The sequence below is a fragment of the Paenibacillus sp. N3.4 genome (assembly GCF_008017805.1).
In the GTDB taxonomy this organism is placed as follows: Bacteria; Bacillota; Bacilli; order Paenibacillales; family NBRC-103111; genus Paenibacillus_E.
In genome coordinates, this window is sequence record NZ_VRTT01000037.1 from 22,286 (window position 1) to 39,397 (window position 17,112).

Below are 17,112 nucleotides of genomic sequence, written 5' to 3' on the forward strand. Positions count from 1 at the left end.
GGATGAAACTATATGATGCTGCGGTTGTTTTGCGAAGTAAAAACAGCGGCCCATTTGAAATAACCGTAGATGCGCTATTCAACGATCCTGCGGTCTACTATCGTATAAAGGATTCCGGCTTAATTAATGAAGAAATGATAGCTAAGCTATACAATATTACACCGGAAAATATTATGCACATTGTCTTTTTTGATCAGGCGCTCGGTTTCAAGGTAACATTTGCCCGCAAAATATCATCAGGCACCTTCCTGGACCGTGATGTATATGGAGCGCAGCAGCATGCGCCTCTCATGAATTTGGAAATCGATATGGGGACAGAAAGGGGTTGATGATCATTAACGCCAACGCCAAAGTAAAAAAAATATGGACCGACAAGATGCTATATGTGATGCTGCTTCCAGCGATGATCTACTTTTTTGTCCTCCATGTGTGGCCGATAATTGGCATGAAGCTAGCTTTTTACGAATATCGCATTCTGGGGACAAATGTTTTTGTCGGTATGAAGTACTTTAAGGAATTATTTAGTACGCCGATATTTTCCCAAGTGCTTGCCAACACGTTAATCATTAGCGCAATGAAAATATTTCTTATTTTTCCGATTCCGATTATTTTTGCCCTGATGCTTAACGAATTCATGAATGGAAAGTTTCGCAAAGCGGTGCAAGTCATCTCTTATTTGCCCCACTTTCTGTCATGGGTTGTTATTGCAGGCATCTGGTTCGAATTTCTGTCTCCGTCCACGGGAGTTATTAATGAGATTATCCAATTTTTCGGATTCCCGACGCACGACTTTTTAACAGATAAAAGCTCTATTCGATGGATACTTGTCGCCAGTGAAGCATGGCGCGGAATCGGGTGGGATTCTATTCTCTTTCTTGCTGCCATTCTAGGGATCAGTCCAAGTCTGTACGAAGCGGCTTATGTCGATGGAGCCAATCGCTGGCATATTATCACCCGCATCGTCTTACCTGCTCTTTATGTGCCGATGGTGACGATCTTCATTCTCAATGTTGGCTTTATTATGAATGCCGGACTTGATCAAGTGCTCAATTTCACGAACGATTCGGTCAATAGTCAAATTGACATCATTGATACGTATGTCTACCGAATGGGACTCCTGAATGGTCAATATTCGTTCGCCACAGCAGCCAATTTATTTAAAAGTGTGATAGGTGTCGTACTTGTGCTCTCTACACATTTCATTTCCAAAAAACTGACCTCAAAAGGCGCTTGGTAAGAGAACGCTTACGTGGCTCATTTTCTCGCATTACGATAAGGAGGACTCTACATGGTAGGAAGGAAATTAACCGTTTCCAAACTGATCATCGGCATTATTCTAACACTCATGTCGCTCACGTTTTTCGTGCCGATCATTAACTTATTTGCCAAAGCTTTTTCGAATCCAACTAAAGTTCATTTGCTTCATGGCTACGATATTTTGCCGAAAGGCTTCTCGCTCATTAATTTTCAAGTTGTCTTGAGCAATCCGATTGTTAGTAAAGCACTTATGAATTCATTGTTTATTACGATTGTAGGGACCTGCATGAGCATATTTTTTACAACGATAACGGCTTATGTATTGACCCGAAAAAACTTAGTCGGCAAAACACCGATTATGATATTCCTTATTATTATCATGATTTTCGAGCCTGGGATTGTGCAAGAATATATGGTCATGAAGGATTTGCATTTGCTGGACAGTCTTTGGTCCATGGTGTTTTACCGTACCATTAATGTTTTCTACCTGATTATTATGATGCGTTTTATTGAGGACATTCCCGAATCGCTGATCGAAGCAGCGAAGATTGACGGAGCGGGCCATATGACCATGTTTCTCAAAATTGTTATGCCGTTGTCCCGCATTCCCTTGCTAACCATTGGGATGTTTTATGCCATAGCTAGATGGAATGAGTTCTTTAAATCGAGTATTTTCCTATCAAGCCGAGACAATACGGTCTTGCAAGTGCTGCTTAGACAATTCGTAGTGGAAAGAGATGCGACGACGTTAGTCGGCGCTGCCAATCTGCTGAAAAATAACAATATTGCTCAGCTCGATTTTTCAGCCTTGAAAGCGGCTACAATTGTGATTGCCATGGTTCCGATTCTTATGCTGTATCCCATAATCCTGAAGCACTATACACGCGGAGTCATGGATGGCGGCATTAAAGAATAAATTTAAATCTGCTTAGGGGGAAAAGACAATGAAAAAAACACTATTCACGTTGATTACGATCATGACGGTTGTGACAACAGGCTGTACGAGCAATTCGTCCACCAACGCAACGCCAACTCCTGCTGCAACAAAAGCAACAACATCCGCAGCGCCGGTAAGCACAGAACCCGTTACGATTACTTTGGTTGACAAAGATTTCCCTTCCGACGATCCTGGTACAGCGCTGTTGATTAAAGGCATTGAGGATGGCATGAAAGCAGAAGGAAAGAACGTGAAACTGAAAATTGTTCCCGTACAAAGCGGCACCTACTCCGAAAAATTAGGTCTGCTGCTGCAAAGCGGAAATATTCCGGATTTGATGTATTTCCAAGGTGGCGACTATCAGTTCGGGGTCACGCAAAAAATTCTTGAGGATTTGACGCCTTACATTGAAAAATCCACTAATGTTAAAGCTTCGATGACGGATTTTAACAAAGAAAGAATGAAAAATTATCCGTATCTGGTATGGTTGGCACCGATTAATTCAAAGGTTCCTGTTGTTCGCCAAGACTTTTTGGACAAAACGACATCAGGCAAAGAGGCTGTAGCTAATCCAACAGTAGATAACTACTACACCTTCTTCAAGGAATTAAAAGAAAAAACCGGAGCTAAATATGTGTATACAACAGCAGGCGATATTGACGAGTTGGATGTCATGTTCGGGCAAGCTTTCGGGTTAACTTCAACATGGGTTAAGGGCTCCGATGGCAAATATGTATTCGGAAAAACGTCTTCATTTGAAAAAGATAAGTTAGAATTCTACGCCAAGCTGTACAAAGATGGTTTGCTTGATCCCGAGTATCTGACCAAGAAATTTGATACTAAAGAGAAGGCTTTCTATGATGGGCAAGCGGCTATCATTTCCGGTACGCAAGGTAAAGTAGTCGATATTTATAACACGAAACAGACTTCTCAAAATGGCGCAACGGCCAAAATCGTGCCGCTTCCGCCAGCAAAAGGCAAAGGCCAAGGCTACACGCCGGTTGACGTCAGTAAAGAAAGCCGTGGTTTTGCGATATCCAGCACGTCTAAAAATAAAGATATGGCCTTCGCTGTATTGGAATTTTTAGCAAGTCCTAAAGGCCAACTGCTGGATAAGGTTGGTGTAGAGGGCGAGCAATATACCATTGTAGATAACAAAATAAAGCTGACTGATAAATTTGCATCATGGTACCCGCACTTTGTTGAATCTACATTCAACTTCAAACCAGGTAAAGAATTCGATCCTTCGACGCCATACTTATCAGCACCGGCTACTAAATCTTTGGAAATGTTCGCTGCCATGTCAACCAAAGATAATGCATTCATTATGCCTGCCGATCTGGCAGCTAAATGGGACGCATGTACGGCGCTTTATAAAGAGTTTGCAGCCAATGTGGTGACAGGCAAGAAAACCGTCGCTGATTTTGATAAATTCGTGCAAGCTTGGAATGCTGCAGGCGGTAAAGAGATTACGGATTACGCGAACAAAACGATTAAGTAGACGACCTCAATTCAAATAAATAGAACTGAAGAGCGTGGGGCATTGGACCCTGCGCTCCATGCAGAGGGAGTGGAGAGAATGATTACTTTTGCAGAAAGAGTTAAAGGTGTCATCTTTGGCACAGCATTTGGCGATGCGATGGGCGCGGTTGTTGAGAAAATGACCTATAGCCAAATTAAAGACAAATACGGCAGAGTCGAAACGACGAAAACGAAGTGGTGGAAAGCGGATTTTCCGGAAGCAGCAAGACTGGCCCGAATGAGGGGCCAAGGTATCGTGACCGACGATACGTTAATGACGCTTGCCCTCATGAATGTGTATGGAACAGAACGACGTCACTTGGACGCGTATGATTTGGCGAATGAATTTGTGAAGGAGATTGCCTTCCGACCTAGATATATCCCCGAGCTTGGGAAAGAAACGATGATCTTAGAACGACTGTTTTACCCGGAAAAGCATATTTTCAATCGTCATGTATTGGCGAATTGCGAGCCTCGCGAAGGGGGCTATGGCAATATGGTCAATTGTGGCGCAGCGATGTATATATCTCCCGTAGGGATTGTAAATGCCTGTAATCCCAAGGGTGCTTACGATGAAGCGATCCTATTTGCATCAGGACATCAGCTTAGCTACGGCTTGGAAGCCGCAGGGGTCATGGCTTGTTGTGTAGCCAAGGCATTTGAGCCTGGAGCAACAGTCGCTGATATCGTAAATACGGCTTTATTGTATGCGAAAGACGGTACGAAGAGAGCCATTCAGGACCTTTGTGAAACGGCTGCTAAGCTGCGAGATCAAAGAGAAAACCGAGATGAAGTGGTGCAACAATTTCACGCCGTTATCGGCAAATATTCGCCAATGGGCGATGATGTGAACCGCAGTATCGATAAATTAGGGATTCCTACCAACCACTACACACCTAGCCGTTTATTCGCGATTGAAGAGCTTCCGCTTGCGCTGGCTTACATGGTCTTGCATGACGGTAATTTCTTAGAGGCGGTCAAAGACGGAGTGAGCTCCGGCCGCGATACGGATTCTATTGGGGTGATGATTGGGGCTATTTTAGGAGCGATGCAAGGCATTACGGCCATACCCGCTGAGGAAATCGCGGTCCTTGAGGCCAGTAATAAGCAAGAGATAGAGAAGCATTGCAATCAATTTATCGAAAGCGCAGCTTATATTATTCAGCAAGATCTAAAGCAGAATCATCTCAGAGAACAACAGCTTCATTCCATCCATTAAAAGGCGGTGTATACATTGATTCCTTCGAATTACTTAGAAAAAGTGTATTCAGGTTACTTGGGCATGAATATTGGCATTAGGCTGGGCGCACCGGTTGAGCCGACGATTTGGACTTACGAACGAATAAAAAATACGTATGGTGATATCACGGACTATGTGAAGCAATACAAAAACTTTGCAGCGGATGACGATGCAAATGGTCCATTTTATTTTTTAAGAGCGCTCTATGATGATGCGGCTAATCGTGAATTGACTCCGAATGATGTTGCAAGAGCGTGGCTGAATTATACGCGTGAAGGCGTGGGCATGTTCTGGTGGGGCGGTTATGGAATTAGCACGGAACATACGGCTTATATCAATTTGAAAAAGGGCATTCAAGCGCCGCAAGCCGGTTCCATTGAGCAAAACGGAGAAATTATCGCCGAGCAAATTGGCGGGCAAATCTTTATTGATACATGGGGCTTAGTAAATCCAGGCAATCCTCAAAAAGCGGCTGATTATGGCGAAGCGGCTGCCCGCGTGTCGCATGACGGAGAAGGTATTCTTGGAGCCAGATTTTTCTGTGCGGCCATTTCCAAAGCATTTGAAACGAGTGAAATTAATGCTATCATTGAGGCAGGCTTGGCTCAAATTCCGGAGGATTCCACTTATGCACAGGTAGCGAGAGCGGTGTTGGCTTTCCACGCCAGTCAACCTGACGACTTCCGAGCTTGCCGTGATATGCTTGAAAGAGATTGGGGTTACGATAAATATACAGGCGTCTGCCATATTATTCCCAATGCGGGAATATGTATACTGGCTATGATCTATGGTCAAGGCGACTTTAACAGAACCGTTGAGATTGCTACGATGTGCGGTTGGGACACGGATTGTAATGCAGGAAACGTCGGTACGGTATTAGGCGTTGCTTGCGGCGTGGAGGGAATCGCACATAAATATAGAAAACCCATCAATGATTCTATCGTGATGTCGGGTATTTCCGGTTATTTAAACATTTTGGATATTCCTACGTATGCGAAGGAACTGGCTATTCTGGGCTATCGATTGGCGAATGAGCCTTGTCCGGAGTCACTCTTGAGCAGTTTTAGAGAGCATGAAGTCTACTTTGATTTTGAGCTGCCGGGATCGACACACAATATTCGCGTTTCCGATCCGTTTTTCTGTGAAATCAAGCATTCTACTGAAAAATCGGTCCAAGGATCAGGTTCGCTTGAAGTGACATTCGATCGAATGACCCGGGGCGAGCAATCCAAAATCTATTATAAACCTTTTTATACACGGGACGATTTTAGTGACGAGAGATATTCCCCAACGCTTGCGCCGAAAGCTTTCTCAGGCCAGAAAGTGTCTATGAATATTTATCTCGACCAATGGAATGGCAATGAAACGATGGGCTTTGCTCCTTATGTGCGACTCGCTACGAGCAAAAAAGAGATCTTACAAGGCTATGTAAAGCTTGTCAACAATGAATGGCTGCAGGTAGAATTTGAAATTCCTGATTCCGAAGGTGAACTCATTGATGAAGTTGGCATTGTGTTGGAGTCCTATTCACTAGTCAAGTATAAAAGTTTGGGACGTATATTTATCGATGAATTCAGAATTCACGGAAAATCCAATTACACCATAGACTTTAATAAGCAATTAATTAACTTTGGCTGTGTAACGCCTTTTGCTCATAATCATGGAGCATGGAGTCTCGTCAAAGATGCAATGTATCTAATGACGGCAGAGCCTTGCGAAGCGTATACAGGCAATTATTTCTCCAGGGATTATGAAGTTTCTTTAAATATTAATCCGCAGCATGGTCCTTCGCATATGGTGGCTGTACGTGCGCAAGGCGCGATGCGAGGTTACCATGTTGGATTTGATGGCGATAATGAAGTTTCCCTATACATCAATAATTTTGGCTATAAAAAGCTGGCAAGTCGCCAATTTGCGTGGAAATTCCAGCAAGGATACGATTTCAAGGTGACTGTGCAAGGAGATACCATTACGCTGATTATTGATGGAGAAGAGATTTTACAACACAAAGATGAAACATTTAGTTACGGAATGTACGGAGTCAGTACGATTTCAGCAGCAAGAACGTATTTCCGCCATATGAAATTAGCAGAGATCTAGGATTTTTTGGTGAATCGAGGCAGCCTATGAAAATTATTGTTATTGGTAGTGCAAATATGGATATGGTCATGCAAACAAGCCGTATTCCTGAAATTGGCGAAACGATGAGAGGCAACGGATTTTTCCTTTCAGCTGGGGGTAAAGGAGCCAACCAAGCCGTGGCTTGCGCAAAAATGGGTGCAGATACGTGGTTCATGGCGAAAGTGGGAGATGATCTATTCGGTCAATCCTTGATGAACAGTCTTGCAGGTTTTGGGGTGCACACCGACTTTATTCATGCCGAGCCTAACGTCACGACGGGTGTTGCCGCCATTACGGTATGCGAGGGGAATAATTCGATTATTTTGGATGGCGGGGCCAATAATCAGCTTACTCCGGCCTATATTCAAGGCTACAAAGAAGAATTGCTCTCCGCCGCAGCGATTATGCTGCAGTTGGAAATACCGATGGAATCCGTGTATGAAACGATTCAACTGGTCAAAGGGAAAGTGCCGATTTTTCTTAATCCGGCGCCCGCTGTGCCGATTGAGGATGCTATTTTGCAAGGTGTCGATTATTTTACGCCGAACGAAATTGAGTGCCGTGCCTATACGGACGTGGATATCCAAAGTATTGATGACGCATTTGCGGCTTTGAACATATTAAGGGCGAAGGGGATTCAATTCCCTCTAGTTACCCTTGGTGAAAAGGGCATTGTTTATTATAACGGTACGGATAATGTGTATAAAGAAGGACGTAAAGTCCAAACGGTCGATACAACGGCTGCGGGAGATACGTTCTCGGGCACACTTGCGGCGATGATTATATCGGGCAAAAGTATGGATGAAGCAGTGGACATTGCTCAACTGGCCTCATCCATAGCTGTCACTCGCTTGGGTGCGCAAAATGCAATTCCGTATATTTCAGAAATCATTTCATAGATAGAAAAGGTTGGAAGAATGGATAAAACTAGTGGTGATTTTCACTGCTAGTTTTTTTGTATGCCAGAATTTATATGTTTTTGGGAACGTTAATGTTTTACAAAAACATGCTTGTAAGGAGATGGCTCTGCAAAGCGGGTATGTCTGGAATGATAACGCTGTTTTGAAACTGTCGAACAACTCCAGAATGTTTAGTCTACAATCGATCAAATGATCTGAGAACCAATTTGTCTGCTTTTTAATAAAATTTTGATCGCCTAAAAGAGTTGTTCGACAGCGACGATATAAGCGCGAAAATCGTGCTTACAGTGAGAAAAAAGGAGAGAATGGGAGGGAAGTTGAGCTGTAAAGCGGATTTTCCGCGTTACAGAAGGCGGATAGTCCGACAGCGACGCTGTAAGCACGAAAATCGTGCTTACAGATAGGACCGTAGGATTCCCAGACGATTTTCCTACTAGCGTCTCGAATGTTCTAGCTCAAATCTTTCTATTTATAAATTTCATTGAATTCATAGTATAATGTTCCTAATGACATATGGAGGAACTAAAATGACCTTAATTAAACAATTGCAAGCGCCTGAAGAGTTTGTTGGTTTCTATCTGATTAAAGAGTTGGAGATTAAACAAACGAATACGACTCCTGCCAAAGATTTCATGGATATCGTCCTCTGTGATTCTAGTGGACAAATTTCTGCGAAGCTTTGGGATGTGAGCTCGACGGATAAGGAAACTTTTTTCCCTATGACGCTGGTTAAAGTCCAGGGTCTTGTCCAAACGTATCGGGAAAAGCTCCAAGTGAAAGTAGGACGGCTGCGCAAGGTATTACCGGAAGACGGCGTCAACATTACGGATTTTATCCGTTCCGCTCCCATTAGTCCAAATGATCTGATTCATACAATTAATCAAGTTTTGGAAAGCATTGTGAATCCCCCGATCAAATCGATCGTATCTTTCTGCGTATCTAAAGTAGAAGAGAAGCTGAATCATTATCCCGCAGCCAAAACTCATCATCATGCTTATTTTGCGGGTCTGGCCTATCACATTGTTCGGATGCTGGAAATTGGTGAATTTATTTGCAAGCAGCGCCCTTTTCTAAATGAGGATTTAATTAAGGCCGGTATTATTCTTCATGATATAGCCAAACCGGAAGAAATGATTGCGCAGTTAGGCATCGTTTCGGATTATAGCGTATCAGGTAAGCTTCTCGGGCATATTGCGATGGCCTCCAGTTGGATTACGGAAGCGGCTTTGCACGATGGGCTTGATCTTCAGTCGGATCTCGTGATTGGTCTGCAGCATATCGTATTGTCTCACCATAACTTGCCTGAATGGGGCAGCCCTGTGCTTCCGCAGCTTCCTGAAGCTGTCGCGCTGCACTATATAGATTCGATGGATGCGAAGCTGCAGATGGTCGAGGATACGCTGCTGACGACTCCGGAAACAGAACCATGGACCCCCATGATTCGAGGTTTAGAGAATAAAGCTATCTATCGTTTGAAATTATAATCATCATAGTCTGCCTGACGTTTACGACCAGCTGCTGGGGTAACGGCGAGCAGGCTTTTTTTTATGGATGACAGGTGAGCACTTATCAATTTATAGTAGGGGTTAAAGAGATAGATAGAAACGGAGGGGTAAGCGATGGTTAGAATGATTATTGCCGATGATGAGCCTATGATGAGAAAAGGCTTGCAAACCCTGGAATGGCGGGAGATGGGGTTTGAAGTCATAGGAATCGCCGAGAATGGTTTGCAGGCTTACGAAATGATAGCGGCGCTGCAGCCTGATCTCATTTTGACTGACATTCGCATGCCCGGTTTGAATGGGATATCGTAATAGAGCGGCTGCACGAGGAGAAGCTGTCTTGCAAAGTCGTGTTTATTACAGCTTAGCATCAGCTTGATTACGCGCTTAAAGCGATTGATTTTGAAAAATTTCTCCGATCAATACACGACAGACTATGCAGCGATGTTTGCCGCTATTCTTATGGCTACCTTACCTACCATCTTATTAACCGCTATTTTTAACAAACGTATCATGGCAGGCATGACTGCAGGTGCGATAAAAGGTTAATCAATTACGCTTATTTACGATAAAAGTCAGTTCAAACTCCGCATGATGGAGATTGAACTGACTTTTTTGTTTGTCTCGATGCAGGGATGGTCGAATCATCGGGGAGTCTAAGCTGGCAGGAGGGCTGTTTATTTTTGTTTTTCGAATGTTTACATCGAATTAAGCAGGAAAGCATCGAACCCCGTCGAATTTTTACTTATTGTTCAGTTCTGCAAGACAGCATGGGGGAATGTATGTTTGATGAAAAAAATAGTTGAAATGTTCTTGATTTCTCTGTTGGTTATGATGATTGGTTGCAGTTTCGTGGCTCCCCTAGCGCATGCTGAAGTCCCGTCAGAAGGAAACCCAATTCGAGTATGGAGCATCATGTGGGGTGGTGAAGCTGCCACCGTTCAAGATATAGCAGATGATTTACATTCAGATAAATGGATACAAATCAATGATTTGAAGGCAATCCCCAGCAAACCTGAAGGCGTTAATACGGCTTGGATCAAAATAGATCTTCCTTCCGTGAATTCTAATCATTTGGGTGTTTATATCAGTGAGATGTTCGCTCAGCATTCATGGGTATATGTCGGAGATCAATTCGTTGAAGAAATGAGTTATCATTTTCCTTATGATGTGCAGCGTTTCTTGCTTCCTCTAAGTATGTCGTACTCCAATAAAACGATTTATTTGAAAATAGAAACAACGTTGGAGCGTCTAGGGATCTATTCGGATATTCGTGTTGACGAATATTCTGAGCTTCTGCGCTTATTTGTTATTCGGGATCTTGGAAACATTATTTTGGGCTGTTCGTTTTTTTTTATCGCGTTTATTATGTTGATTTGTTCCTTTTTTCTCAAGAAGAGTCAACTTCCGACGTGGATCTCGTTAAGTATCTTGATATTATCCATGGGGATGATATTCCTTACTTGCTCGCCTTTTATGTTTACTTATTTTGAAAGATATGGATCTATTTTACTGGATTCATTTGACTTTTCTTTGGCCGTTTTTTTGCCTTCCCTTACGTTCTTTTTCGAGAAAGTGTTTGATGATGGGAAGTTAAGGCTGATAAGAAGATTTAGATATTTCCAAGTGATCTACTCAATCCTTATGATTGTATTTATGGTTATTAACCAACTCTCTCAGTATAAATTTTCCGACATGTATTATTTTGTATCGATTACATTATTAGGTTATATCATTCTCTTACAGCTCGTAATTTTAATTAGATATTGTGTTGTTTATGCGATGAAAGGCAATAAAGATGCGATTATATGTTCAACAGGCATTGCTTTATTTGCCATTTTGACCGTTATCGACCTTGTTTGTTATAACATGAGTTCATTTACGTACCAAATTTTCTTATGGAAGTGGGGAATCGTTGGGTTTGTTATCTCATTAATTGTTACATTGGGAAGAAGATTTGCTGCCAATCAAGAACAATTAGTGAATTACTCCAAGGAATTGGAGTTTTATAATCAGCAGCTTCAGCTCTCTGAGAAAATGGAAATGATCAGCTCGCTTGCTGCATCCGTAGCGCATGAAGTGAGAAACCCTTTACAAGTGACACGTGGTTTTTTGCAGCTGGTTGCAGGAAAAACGGATGACAAGAATAAAGCGTATATGATGATTGCGATAGAAGAACTAGACCGCGCCTCGCATATTATTACTGACTTTTTGACGTTTGCTAAACCCGAGCTCGAAGAGCTGACGGAATTAAATATTGCAGAAGAGTTAGTACAAATAGAGGGAATTATCGTCCCATTAGCTACGCTTCACGGGGGTAGAGTCTATCTGGACATTCCTCAAGATCTTTATATCATTGGCAATTCGTCCAAATTGAAACAAGCGTTTATTAATATGATTAAAAACAGTATCGAGGCATTCCACGAGGATGGTCATATTCACATTTGGGCTTACGGGAAGAACGATAAGATATTCATCCATATTAAAGATAACGGTGAGGGCATAGAACCGTCGAAGTTATCCAAACTTGGGGAACCTTACTTTTCGACGAAAACAAAAGGAACGGGGCTCGGTTTGATGGTCACCTTTCGTATTATTGAAGCTATGAAAGGCCATATTAGCTTCAAAAGTCAGATGAATTTGGGGACCGAGGCTGTTATTGAATTCCCTGCAGCCAGTCAAAGTACTAGAAATCAAAAAGGTACTTCACTTTAACCGTGAAGTACCTTTCATTTATGTAGGACTTTATCATGTTGTTATTACCAAATATAATCTTCCGAAGATGAAGTAACCAATACTTTTGCCGGATTCGTAGGGATGACGAGCACAAACTCAGTTGACGTTTCTTCTACAGTCTTAATTGTGATGTCAGCAGGAATCGTGATGTTAAAGGCTTGTTTCAGAGCTGCTTTCGGATCGACAAGAAGTTGCTCTTTAAATGAATCATCTTCCCAAGCTTTTTGAATAATTTTCGCTTTTAAAACTTCATTAGATGACATGCCTAATCACTCCTACTCGAATGGGTAATTTTTCCTACAAAAAAAATTATATCACGAATATTCAGAATAATCCATTAAAATTCAACTAAGTTTCGACAAAAAATAGTTAAAACCACCTAGGGCTAAGGACTCTCGTCCTTGTTTGATTTCACGCACACCTAAGCTTAGATTTTGCACAAGCGCTTCATGAAAGCCGATTAACTGGCTCATAGGTAGGGATAAACGCACTAGCTGTAAATGATGAGAGGTGGCCATTTTCCCGTAAGTCTCAAGAAAATCATGCACATAGATGTGTTGTTTCACCGTTTCAACAGATAGGGGGGGCTGTAAAGGAAGCTCCAAATGAGCACGTAGTGAGGCTAGCAGGCAATTATAGGAACCTTCCGCCATATCTACTTCCCAATCAGCCCAGTCATCCAACATTTGTAAGGTAATAAGAACTAGTTCGATCGCCCTCGTTGCGGTAGGAATCAGATGAGACTGATGGGTGAGCAGTAGTGCGGCAGCACTCGCATTTTTCACGGGACTTGCTTTCTTGGCAACTTTGCTGATGTCGTTGTTGAAGTAGTCTGAGTATGGTTCGTTCGTTACGGCTTCTGACCATTCGATGAGGTAGGCATTATAATGAGACCAGAATGGAGAGTCGGAAGGGAACATTTCACGATAAATGGAAAGAAACTGCATATGAAATAAATTAGCTAGCGGAAGCTTATTGGCATGCTCATTTTTTGTAGAATCCATGATATCATCTTGGATGAAATAATACAGCATGACGAACACATTCGCCAAAGATAGCTTTTTCAGCGAATCAAGCTGTAAGGGAGCGATATCCTTCATCCAAAAGGGAAGCAAGTAACAAATATAATTTTTGGTGCTTGCCTCTTTGCTGCCATCAAATTTAGCCAGATACGCATGCCCGAGGCGGTCTAATGGCGCTGGAAATGTGCTAACTAGCTGTTCCGCTTCTGCAAATACTTCAGCAAGTTCTTGTTCATGATCTTGAAACCAGTTCATCGGCCACGTCCCCCTCTTTTGGAATATTCTTGAAATTAGACTAGCACGAAATTAGTCACGGCACAAATAATATTTTCCCCTCGAAATTCCTGTTTTTACATGTCGCTTGAGATTGACAGAGGCGTAATTTTTATATACATTTGAAACAAAACGATTGTTTGCAATATGACTGATGTGGAAAGGGAATCCTCCTATGAGCAGTAGCGAATTTTTGAAACTGGAAAACCAGCTTTGTTTCAGCTTGTATGCAAGTTCCAGAGCCATCACAAGGATGTATCGACCTTTTCTTGAAGATTTAGGACTAACTTATCCACAATACTTGGTTCTTTTGGTGCTTTGGGATCAGAAAGAAAGCACGTCAAGGAGCTTAGCGAGAAGTTGGACCTAGATTCGGGAACCTTGACGCCGATGCTCAAGAGAATGGAAGCGCAGACGTTGGTTCGAAGAAAACGATCGCATGAAGATGAGCGCGTTGTCAACATACAGATCACTGAAGAGGGTCTTGCTCTATATGAAAAAGCGCTCTGCATCCCGCAAATGCTCTTAGCTTCCAGTGGTTTAGACCCCGAAGAAATGTTGAAGTTTAATGAACAATTGAAACATATCATAAGCTCTGTAAATGCATTTAAATAATGGATGAACATGCTCTTTAAGTTTGCAAACGAACTGTTTGCGAACTTTTTTTAATTATAGCTTTTTAGACCCTTTAGACTCTGTTAAACTAGAAGAAAGTCACATTTCGTATTGTTAGTTGACAACTAGGAGGGTATCTGTTGATTGATAGTCAATTATATGAAGTTCATAATATGCTCCAAAGCAGGGGAATACTAATAAGCTTTTCGGGAAAGCTTTCTCAGGGAATGATTGAGGAGTACGGCGAAGCTGTCAAAAGATATTTGGAGCAAGATAACCGTCCCAAAAGTGAAGTGTCGCACATTTTTTCTATTTTTATTGAACAAACGCAAAATATTAAAAACTACTGCACGACCAAAGAGTCCAGCTCCAATTCCGAGACGATTAATCAATCATCCATTGTAACAATCGGTAAAGTGGAAAAAGGTAATTTTGTTTGCTGTGGCAATTTGGTTGAGAATGGAGATTTAGGGCGTCTCGTTGCTCGGATTGAATCTCTGGCTCATATGAATAAGGACGAATTGAAGAGAAAATATAAAGAAATGCTGCGGAAAGAACTGGTTGAAAATCAAACAAGTGCCGGAGTAGGACTCATTGATATGGCGCGTAAAGCGAGTTTGCCGCTTGAGTATTCGGTTACTCGGATTGATGAGCATTTATCTTTCTTCACACTAAAGGCGGTAGTTTAAAGGTGTCCATGATGCAGAAGATTATTATTGAAAGTTCGAAAAGCACACCCGCAATTCACTTTGACCCGCAAGCCCATGTATTGTCAATTCAAGGTCAATCTTATCCGGAGAACGCCTTCAAGTTCTATGAGCCAATTTTGAAATGGATGGATGATTATTTAGATCAATTAAATGAAGCGACCATTATGAAAATCGAACTGATGCTGCCATATATCAATACGAGTAGTACCAAATGCTTTATGACCTTGCTTGAGAAGTTGGATGAGGCCTATGATCAAGGTAAAAACATCTCCATTTATTGGTACTACGATCAAGAGAATGAAACGGAATTGGAATGTGCGCAAGAGTTCCAGGAAGACTTGACGCTGCCTTTTCATATCCTGCCTAAGGTCACTAGCTAATCCATGAAAAAATTAACAGCCGACCAGAGCAAAAAAAATTCATCAGACTACAATCCTTTATTTTATGACCGTAACGTGATCCAAGTCATGATATTAGCGAGTTCATTGATTGTATTCTCGATGCTGCTCATTGGTTTCCTTTCTTATTATTTTACGGAGAAGGAAGTCATCAAAAAGCTGAAAGAAAAAGAGCTTCTTTTTATCGCCCAATCGATTTCTTCTAAAGTGGAAGAGCAGATCGATCGCGCCATTGAAACATCCACCTTGTTAGCTGATGACCCAAGCATGATGGAATGGGTACAGGGTAGAGAACAAAACGACAAGTTAACGCAAAATGCCAAAGATAAGCTCAGGATGATTGTCAATCCATCCGGCTATGACAATTCCTTCGTTGTCAGTTCCTTAACTAATCACTACTGGGGGGAAAAAGGGACGATTCTGGAGACGATGTCTAAGGACAAGAAGGATAATGACTGGTTTTTCCAAAGGTTGGCGAACTCGGAGAAAGTGGTTGTCGTCGTTGATTATAACGGGGCGCGCCAACAATCCTTCGTTTTCGTGAATGTGCTGATGGGAGACCTGAACCATCCTGTTGGCGTTGCTGGTGTTGGTCTTAGCTTAAAGGGCCTTTCAGACGATATGGCCGCGTACAAGTATTCTTCCAATAGTCAGATGTGGATGGTTGACTCCGCCGGCATTGTCCATTTGTCCGATGATTATACCCATACCGGGCACAATCTGAAAGAAATTGTCTCTGGTGAGTTACAGCATCAAGTCATGGATAATTTCAAGCAGGGTTTGCAAGTTATGGAGTCGCACACACCATCGGGCGATAAAGTGGATGTGATTAGTTATCCGATCCAATCGATGAATATGAGACTACTTTTCCAAATCCCACGGAATGATACGGTATATTATTTGCGCAATATTAAGCTGAATACAGCAGTGGCGATTGTTATATCGATTCTTTCCATTATCTTTTTCTTCTTTTATGTCTCACGTAAGCTTGCTAACCCTTATCAGAGGGCTCTGCGCTTAAATCAGGAGCTGGAGTTCCAAGTAGGAGAAAGAACGAAAGAACTGGCGACGATCAATAGCGAGCTATTGGATAGCATCGGTTATGCACAGCGAATTCAGAAATCGGTCATGCCTGATTCTGAAGAGCTCGCGCAGCTTTTGCCGAATCATTTCGTTATTTGGAGACCCCGTGATGAAGTGGGCGGTGATTTCTACTGGCTGAAAAAGGCGGAGCGCGGCTACTTTCTTGCTGTTGGAGATTGTACGGGCCATGGAGTGCCTGGCGCTTTCATGACCATGCTCTGTATATCGCACCTTAATCAGATTGTAGATTCCGGCAGCCTGGAGGGAAATCCTGCTGAAATATTGAGTAGACTCAATCGGCAAATTAAGGAAACCTTGCGCCAACAGCATCAAGATGAATGGGCTGATGATGGACTGGATCTCGCTTTGTGTTACGTGGAAGGCAGCGAGTTGGTCTTTGCAGGCGGCAGGAGTTCAATCTTTGTGACTGATGTGAATAAGGATTTGCAAATCTATAATGGGGATCGACGCAGCTTAGGTTACCGTCGTACGCCAACTGATTATTTGTACAAGAATCAACACATACAAATAGATGAACATACACGCGTTTATATGGCAACCGATGGCATCTTTGATCAGAATGGCGGGGATAAAGGATTGTCGTTCGGAAAAAGCAGATTGAAGCATTTCATTATTGCTCATGCAAATACCCCATTAATCGAGCAAGAGGTTTTGTTTAGAAAGCAGTTAGCTGAATTTCAAGGGAATGAATCCCAACGAGATGATATGCTGCTGCTTGCTTTTCAACCCGTAAAGGCTGACGGAAGAACATAAATA

The 17,112-nt window shown here is 42.3% G+C and carries 16 protein-coding genes and 1 pseudogene; 15 read left to right on the forward strand and 2 right to left on the reverse strand.

Annotation, left to right across the window (positions count from 1 at the left end):
- The first annotated feature begins 2 nt into the window (after positions 1-2).
- The 11 genes from FU659_RS18855 to FU659_RS18900 all read left to right on the forward strand — a co-directional run bounded on the left by FU659_RS18855 (position 3) and on the right by FU659_RS18900 (position 12,213).
- Positions 3-329 carry a DUF4387 domain-containing protein gene (locus FU659_RS18855; RefSeq protein ID WP_147948986.1) on the forward strand — a complete coding sequence of 109 codons (327 nt, stop codon included), beginning with the start codon at positions 3-5 and terminating at the stop codon, positions 327-329.
- Entirely contained in the window at positions 329-1,237 is a 909-nt protein-coding gene (locus FU659_RS18860) for an ABC transporter permease (RefSeq protein ID WP_147949024.1), read from the forward strand. Before FU659_RS18855 ends, FU659_RS18860 begins: the two co-directional genes overlap by 1 nt.
- Before the next feature lie 51 nt (positions 1,238-1,288).
- The gene (locus tag FU659_RS18865; protein ID WP_147948987.1) at positions 1,289-2,173 is read left to right on the forward strand and encodes a carbohydrate ABC transporter permease; all 885 of its coding nucleotides are present in this window, start codon (positions 1,289-1,291) and stop codon (positions 2,171-2,173) included.
- A 28-nt stretch (positions 2,174-2,201) separates the two neighbouring features.
- Positions 2,202-3,695 (forward strand): extracellular solute-binding protein, encoded by a 1,494-nt coding sequence (locus FU659_RS18870; RefSeq protein ID WP_261807910.1) that lies wholly within the window; start codon positions 2,202-2,204, stop codon positions 3,693-3,695.
- Positions 3,696-3,773: 78 nt separating this feature from the next.
- Positions 3,774-4,934 (forward strand): ADP-ribosylglycohydrolase family protein, encoded by a 1,161-nt coding sequence (locus tag FU659_RS18875; protein ID WP_147948988.1) that lies wholly within the window; start codon positions 3,774-3,776, stop codon positions 4,932-4,934.
- Between the two features lie 6 nt (positions 4,935-4,940).
- On the forward strand, positions 4,941-7,055 hold the full coding sequence (locus FU659_RS18880; protein ID WP_261807911.1) for an ADP-ribosylglycohydrolase family protein: 2,115 nt from the start codon (positions 4,941-4,943) through the stop codon (positions 7,053-7,055).
- A 26-nt stretch (positions 7,056-7,081) separates the two neighbouring features.
- Complete coding sequence (gene rbsK, locus FU659_RS18885; protein WP_147948989.1) at positions 7,082-7,975, forward strand: ribokinase; 894 nt, start codon at positions 7,082-7,084, stop codon at positions 7,973-7,975.
- A gap of 548 nt (positions 7,976-8,523) precedes the next feature.
- Entirely contained in the window at positions 8,524-9,480 is a 957-nt protein-coding gene (locus FU659_RS18890) for a 3'-5' exoribonuclease YhaM family protein (RefSeq protein WP_147948990.1), read from the forward strand.
- Between the two features lie 135 nt (positions 9,481-9,615).
- Positions 9,616-9,810, forward strand: a complete 195-nt coding sequence (locus FU659_RS18895) for a response regulator (RefSeq protein ID WP_147948991.1) — start codon at positions 9,616-9,618, stop codon at positions 9,808-9,810.
- Positions 9,811-9,873: 63 nt separating this feature from the next.
- Positions 9,874-10,047 (forward strand): hypothetical protein, encoded by a 174-nt coding sequence (locus FU659_RS35645; protein WP_187274245.1) that lies wholly within the window; start codon positions 9,874-9,876, stop codon positions 10,045-10,047.
- Between the two features lie 240 nt (positions 10,048-10,287).
- Positions 10,288-12,213 (forward strand): ATP-binding protein, encoded by a 1,926-nt coding sequence (locus tag FU659_RS18900; RefSeq protein ID WP_261807914.1) that lies wholly within the window; start codon positions 10,288-10,290, stop codon positions 12,211-12,213.
- A gap of 44 nt (positions 12,214-12,257) precedes the next feature.
- On the opposite strand, the gene FU659_RS18905 is transcribed toward FU659_RS18900, so the two are convergent.
- Positions 12,258-12,497: an NHLP leader peptide family RiPP precursor gene (locus tag FU659_RS18905; protein ID WP_147948993.1), complete on the reverse strand. Its 240-nt coding sequence runs from the start codon at positions 12,495-12,497 to the stop codon at positions 12,258-12,260.
- Between the two features lie 81 nt (positions 12,498-12,578).
- Positions 12,579-13,511, reverse strand: coding sequence for a hypothetical protein (locus FU659_RS18910; protein WP_147948994.1), 933 nt, complete (start codon positions 13,509-13,511; stop codon positions 12,579-12,581).
- Positions 13,512-13,704: 193 nt separating this feature from the next.
- Between FU659_RS18910 and FU659_RS18915 the strand changes: the two are divergent.
- From FU659_RS18915 to FU659_RS18930, 4 genes and pseudogenes are all read left to right on the forward strand, one after another.
- Positions 13,705-14,144, forward strand: a pseudogene (locus tag FU659_RS18915) (MarR family winged helix-turn-helix transcriptional regulator).
- 140 nt (positions 14,145-14,284) lie between these two features.
- Positions 14,285-14,833, forward strand: coding sequence for a SiaB family protein kinase (locus FU659_RS18920; protein WP_222708581.1), 549 nt, complete (start codon positions 14,285-14,287; stop codon positions 14,831-14,833).
- Positions 14,834-14,841: 8 nt separating this feature from the next.
- Positions 14,842-15,234: a DUF1987 domain-containing protein gene (locus tag FU659_RS18925; RefSeq protein WP_222708582.1), complete on the forward strand. Its 393-nt coding sequence runs from the start codon at positions 14,842-14,844 to the stop codon at positions 15,232-15,234.
- Between the two features lie 3 nt (positions 15,235-15,237).
- Positions 15,238-17,109 carry a SpoIIE family protein phosphatase gene (locus FU659_RS18930; protein ID WP_147948995.1) on the forward strand — a complete coding sequence of 624 codons (1,872 nt, stop codon included), beginning with the start codon at positions 15,238-15,240 and terminating at the stop codon, positions 17,107-17,109.
- The last annotated feature ends 3 nt before the right edge of the window (positions 17,110-17,112 follow it).